The organism is Streptococcus oralis (assembly GCF_901543815.1).
In the GTDB taxonomy this organism is placed as follows: domain Bacteria; phylum Bacillota; class Bacilli; order Lactobacillales; family Streptococcaceae; genus Streptococcus; species Streptococcus oralis_CM.
The window spans coordinates 148944-155000 of sequence record NZ_CABEIU010000002.1; the positions used below are offsets into that span (position 1 = coordinate 148944).

Consider the following 6057-nt stretch of genomic DNA (forward strand, 5'->3'; position numbering starts at 1 on the left):
TTGCCCACTCTTTTTACTCTCTTTATTCGTAGACATTGGACTCAGGCGAGACTTGTGATATAATATAGAAAGCAAAAAGGCAGACGCCTAGAGACTTTATAGGAGAAACTATGTCAAAAGATATCCGCGTACGCTACGCACCAAGTCCAACAGGACTACTACACATCGGAAATGCCCGTACAGCATTGTTTAACTACCTTTACGCACGCCATCATGGTGGAACTTTTATCATCCGTATCGAGGATACTGACCGTAAACGCCATGTTGAGGATGGAGAACGCTCACAGCTTGAAAATCTTCGCTGGTTGGGCATGGATTGGGATGAAAGCCCAGAAACTCATGAAAACTACCGCCAGTCTGAACGTTTGGACTTGTATCAAAAATATATTGATCAACTGTTAGCTGAAGGTAAAGCCTACAAATCTTACGTTACAGAAGAAGAATTGGCTACTGAGCGCGAGCGCCAAGAAGCAGCTGGTGAAACCCCTCGTTACATCAATGAATACCTTGGTATGAGCGAAGAAGAAAAAGCAGCTTACATCGCAGAACGTGAAGCGGCAGGTATCATTCCAACTGTTCGTTTGGCTGTTAATGAATCTGGTATCTACAAATGGCACGATATGGTCAAAGGTGATATCGAGTTTGAAGGTGGCAACATCGGTGGTGACTGGGTGATTCAAAAGAAAGACGGCTACCCAACTTACAACTTTGCCGTTGTCATCGATGACCACGATATGCAAATCTCTCACGTTATCCGCGGTGATGACCATATTGCTAATACTCCAAAACAACTCATGGTCTATGAAGCGCTTGGTTGGGAAGCCCCAGAATTCGGTCACATGACTTTGATTATCAACTCTGAAACGGGTAAAAAATTGTCTAAACGGGACACCAATACCCTTCAATTTATCGAAGACTACCGCAAAAAAGGCTATTTGTCAGAAGCTGTCTTTAACTTTATCGCTCTTCTCGGTTGGAACCCAGGAGGCGAAGATGAAATTTTTTCTCGTGAGGAATTGATTAAACTCTTTGATGAAAACCGTCTCAGCAAGTCACCAGCTGCCTTTGATCAGAAGAAATTAGACTGGATGAGCAACGACTACATCAAGAGAGCCGATCTAGCTACTATCTTTGAAATGGCCAAACCATACTTAGAAGAAGCAGGGCGTTTGACTGACAAGTCAGAGAAAATGGTAGAACTCTACAAGCCACAGATGAAGTCAGTTGATGAGATTGTTCCGCTGACAGATCTTTTCTTCTCAGATTTCCCAGAGTTGACAGACGCTGAGCGCGAGGTTATGGCGGGTGAAACAGTCCCAACAGTTCTTGAAGCCTTCAAAGCAAAACTCGAAGCGATGACAGATGATGAATTTGTGACAGAGAATATCTTCCCACAAATTAAAGCAGTCCAAAAAGAAACAGGTATCAAGGGTAAAAATCTCTTCATGCCGATTCGTATTGCTGTATCAGGGGAAATGCATGGTCCAGAATTGCCAGACACCATTTTCTTGCTCGGACGTAAAAAGTCAATCCAGCATATCGATAACATGCTGAAAGAGATTTCTAAATAAAAAGGACTTCCGATGGATAAATGGGAAAAGATGTATGAAGAAGCGCGAACCTTATACAATCCCCATGAAGTTTCTGACTTTGTTTATGCTAACCATGTTGTTGCCGCAGTAGAAGCAGAAGATGGTCAGATATTCACAGGATTTTGTATGGAGGGCACTTGTGGCGTTTTTCATCTCTGTGCAGAACGAGCAGCTCTCTTCAATATGTATCAATTTTCAGGACAAACTAAAGTTAAGAAAGTCCTCGCCTTTCGAGATAAACCTCCCTACGGCGAAGGATCAGGTATGCCCTGTGGCGCCTGCAGAGAATTTCTCTTAGAACTAAATGCTGAAAATAAAGAAGCAGAGTTCATGATGGACTACGAAACAAGAAAAACAATTAAGGTTGCCGAATTGATCCCTTACTGGTGGGGAGAGGAACGCGCGACTAATTGGCAAATAAAATAGAGAGAGTCAGTTAAACTGGCTCTTTTCTATTATCATAGAAAAATTTGTATAGGAGATTAAAAAATCTCTTGACAAAGTTTGAAAAGTAGGTATAATAGAAAGAGTTGACAAGCTCAAGGTCCGTTGGTCAAGGGGTTAAGACACCGCCTTTTCACGGCGGTAACACGGGTTCGAATCCCGTACGGACTATGGTATGTTGCGGATGGAACACTTGATGAAAAAAGTTCAAAAAAGTTTCAAAAAAGTGTTGACAGAGAGAGTTAGCTGTGATATACTAATATAGTTGTCGTTTGAGAGAGATTGAGTGACAAAGACCTTTGAAAACTGAACAAGACGAACCAATGTGCAGGGCACTATAACTAAGGTTATAGTACTGAACAATGAAAAAACAATAAATCTGTCAGTGACAGAAATGAGTGAGAACTCAAACTTTTAATGAGAGTTTGATCCTGGCTCAGGACGAACGCTGGCGGCGTGCCTAATACATGCAAGTAGAACGCTGAAGGAGGAGCTTGCTTCTCTGGATGAGTTGCGAACGGGTGAGTAACGCGTAGGTAACCTGCCTGGTAGCGGGGGATAACTATTGGAAACGATAGCTAATACCGCATAATAGTAGATGTCGCATGACATTTGCTTAAAAGGTGCAATTGCATCACTACCAGATGGACCTGCGTTGTATTAGCTAGTTGGTGAGGTAACGGCTCACCAAGGCAACGATACATAGCCGACCTGAGAGGGTGATCGGCCACACTGGGACTGAGACACGGCCCAGACTCCTACGGGAGGCAGCAGTAGGGAATCTTCGGCAATGGACGGAAGTCTGACCGAGCAACGCCGCGTGAGTGAAGAAGGTTTTCGGATCGTAAAGCTCTGTTGTAAGAGAAGAACGAGTGTGAGAGTGGAAAGTTCACACTGTGACGGTATCTTACCAGAAAGGGACGGCTAACTACGTGCCAGCAGCCGCGGTAATACGTAGGTCCCGAGCGTTGTCCGGATTTATTGGGCGTAAAGCGAGCGCAGGCGGTTAGATAAGTCTGAAGTTAAAGGCTGTGGCTTAACCATAGTACGCTTTGGAAACTGTTTAACTTGAGTGCAAGAGGGGAGAGTGGAATTCCATGTGTAGCGGTGAAATGCGTAGATATATGGAGGAACACCGGTGGCGAAAGCGGCTCTCTGGCTTGTAACTGACGCTGAGGCTCGAAAGCGTGGGGAGCAAACAGGATTAGATACCCTGGTAGTCCACGCCGTAAACGATGAGTGCTAGGTGTTAGACCCTTTCCGGGGTTTAGTGCCGCAGCTAACGCATTAAGCACTCCGCCTGGGGAGTACGACCGCAAGGTTGAAACTCAAAGGAATTGACGGGGGCCCGCACAAGCGGTGGAGCATGTGGTTTAATTCGAAGCAACGCGAAGAACCTTACCAGGTCTTGACATCCCTCTGACCGCTCTAGAGATAGAGTTTTCCTTCGGGACAGAGGTGACAGGTGGTGCATGGTTGTCGTCAGCTCGTGTCGTGAGATGTTGGGTTAAGTCCCGCAACGAGCGCAACCCCTATTGTTAGTTGCCATCATTTAGTTGGGCACTCTAGCGAGACTGCCGGTAATAAACCGGAGGAAGGTGGGGATGACGTCAAATCATCATGCCCCTTATGACCTGGGCTACACACGTGCTACAATGGCTGGTACAACGAGTCGCAAGCCGGTGACGGCAAGCTAATCTCTTAAAGCCAGTCTCAGTTCGGATTGTAGGCTGCAACTCGCCTACATGAAGTCGGAATCGCTAGTAATCGCGGATCAGCACGCCGCGGTGAATACGTTCCCGGGCCTTGTACACACCGCCCGTCACACCACGAGAGTTTGTAACACCCGAAGTCGGTGAGGTAACCTTTTAGGAGCCAGCCGCCTAAGGTGGGATAGATGATTGGGGTGAAGTCGTAACAAGGTAGCCGTATCGGAAGGTGCGGCTGGATCACCTCCTTTCTAAGGATAAGGAACTGCGCATTGGTCTTGTTTAGTCTTGAGAGGTCTTGTGGGGCCTTAGCTCAGCTGGGAGAGCGCCTGCTTTGCACGCAGGAGGTCAGCGGTTCGATCCCGCTAGGCTCCATTGGTGAGAGATCACCAAGTAATGCACATTGAAAATTGAATATCTATATCAAATAGTAACAAGAAAATAAACCGAAACGCTGTAGTATTAAAAGAGTTTATGACTGAAAGGTCAAAAATAAGGTTAAGTTAATAAGGGCGCACGGTGGATGCCTTGGCACTAGGAGCCGAAGAAGGACGTGACAAACGACGATATGCCTTGGGTAGCTGTAAGTAAGCGATGATCCAGGGATTTCCGAATGGGGGAACCCAACAGGTACTACCTGTTACCCATATCTGTTAAGGATATGAGGAGGAAGACGCAGTGAACTGAAACATCTAAGTAGCTGCAGGAAGAGAAAGCAAAAGCGATTGCCTTAGTAGCGGCGAGCGAAACGGCAGGAGGGCAAACCGAAGAGTTTACTCTTCGGGGTTGTAGGACTGCAAAGTGGACTCAAAGATTATAGAAGAATGATTTGGGAAGATCAGCCAAAGAGAGTAATAGCCTCGTATTTAAAATAGTCTTTGTACCTAGCAGTATCCTGAGTACGGCGGGACACGAGAAATCCCGTCGGAATCTGGGAGGACCATCTCCCAACCCTAAATACTCCCTAGTGACCGATAGTGAACCAGTACCGTGAGGGAAAGGTGAAAAGCACCCCGGGAGGGGAGTGAAATAGAACCTGAAACCGTGTGCCTACAACAAGTTCGAGCCCGTTAATGGGTGAGAGCGTGCCTTTTGTAGAATGAACCGGCGAGTTACGATATGATGCGAGGTTAAGTTGAAGAGACGGAGCCGCAGGGAAACCGAGTCTGAATAGGGCGCCTTAGTATCATATCGTAGACCCGAAACCATGTGACCTACCCATGAGCAGGTTGAAGGTGCGGTAAGACGCACTGGAGGACCGAACCAGGGCACGTTGAAAAGTGCTTGGATGACTTGTGGGTAGCGGAGAAATTCCAAACGAACTTGGAGATAGCTGGTTCTCTCCGAAATAGCTTTAGGGCTAGCGTCGACATAAAGATTCTTGGAGGTAGAGCACTGTTTGGGTGAGGGGTCCATCCCGGATTACCAATCTCAGATAAACTCCGAATGCCAATGAATTATGGTCGGCAGTCAGACTGCGAGTGCTAAGATCCGTAGTCGAAAGGGAAACAGCCCAGACCACCAGCTAAGGTCCCAAAATAATTGTTAAGTGGAAAAGGATGTGGGGTTGCACAGACAACTAGGATGTTAGCTTAGAAGCAGCTATTCATTCAAAGAGTGCGTAATAGCTCACTAGTCGAGTGACCCTGCGCCGAAAATGTACCGGGGCTAAAACAATTTACCGAAGCTGTGGATACCTTTATAGGTATGGTAGGAGAGCGTTCTATGTGTGATGAAGGTATACCGTGAGGAGTGCTGGAACGCATAGAAGTGAGAATGCCGGTATGAGTAGCGAAAGACAGGTGAGAATCCTGTCCACCGTAAGACTAAGGTTTCCAGGGGAAGGCTCGTCCGCCCTGGGTTAGTCGGGACCTAAGGAGAGACCGAAAGGTGTATCCGATGGACAACAGGTTGATATTCCTGTACTAGAGTATGTAGTGATGGAGGGACGCAGTAGGCTAACTAAAGCAGACGAATGGAAGTGTCTGTCTAAGCAGTGAGGTGTGAATTGAGTCAAATGCTTAGTTCTATAACATTGAGCTGTGATGGGGAGCGAAGTTTAGTAGCGAAGTTAGTGACGTCACACTGCCAAGAAAAGCTTCTAGCGTTAAACATACTCTACCCGTACCGCAAACCGACACAGGTAGTCGAGGCGAGTAGCCTCAGGTGAGCGAGAGAACTCTCGTTAAGGAACTCGGCAAAATGACCCCGTAACTTCGGGAGAAGGGGTGCTGACTTTAAGTCAGCCGCAGTGAATAGGCCCAAGCAACTGTTTATCAAAAACACAGCTCTCTGCTAAATCGTAAGATGAT

2 protein-coding genes, 2 tRNA genes and 2 rRNA genes (1 of these 6 cut by a window edge) are annotated in these 6057 nt (G+C 46.7%); all 6 read left to right on the forward strand.

Annotation, left to right across the window (positions count from 1 at the left end; all coding sequences use genetic code 11):
- Window positions 1-110 precede the first annotated feature (110 nt).
- Window positions 111-1571, forward strand: coding sequence for a glutamate--tRNA ligase (gene gltX / locus FQT28_RS00790; RefSeq protein ID WP_143989117.1), 1461 nt, complete (start codon window positions 111-113; stop codon window positions 1569-1571).
- Window positions 1572-1583: 12 nt separating this feature from the next.
- On the forward strand, window positions 1584-2018 hold the full coding sequence (locus FQT28_RS00795; RefSeq protein WP_143989118.1) for a cytidine deaminase family protein: 435 nt from the start codon (window positions 1584-1586) through the stop codon (window positions 2016-2018).
- A 117-nt stretch (window positions 2019-2135) separates the two neighbouring features.
- Window positions 2136-2207: transfer RNA gene (locus FQT28_RS00800), tRNA-Glu, on the forward strand.
- A gap of 242 nt (window positions 2208-2449) precedes the next feature.
- Window positions 2450-3996, forward strand: a 16S ribosomal RNA gene (locus FQT28_RS00805).
- Window positions 3997-4047: 51 nt separating this feature from the next.
- A tRNA-Ala gene (locus tag FQT28_RS00810) sits at window positions 4048-4120 on the forward strand.
- A gap of 121 nt (window positions 4121-4241) precedes the next feature.
- Window positions 4242-6057, forward strand: a 23S ribosomal RNA gene (locus tag FQT28_RS00815); it runs 1086 nt beyond the window's last position.
- The 16S and 23S rRNA genes sit together here with 2 tRNA genes alongside, the layout of an rRNA operon.

What these genes read in the sequence shown, in the direction of transcription:
- gltX (WP_143989117.1), top strand. Translation starts at nt 111, where the DNA reads ATGTCAAAAGATATCCGCGTACGCTACGCACCAAGTCCAACAGGACTA.
- FQT28_RS00795 (WP_143989118.1), top strand. Translation starts at nt 1,584, where the DNA reads ATGGATAAATGGGAAAAGATGTATGAAGAAGCGCGAACCTTATACAAT.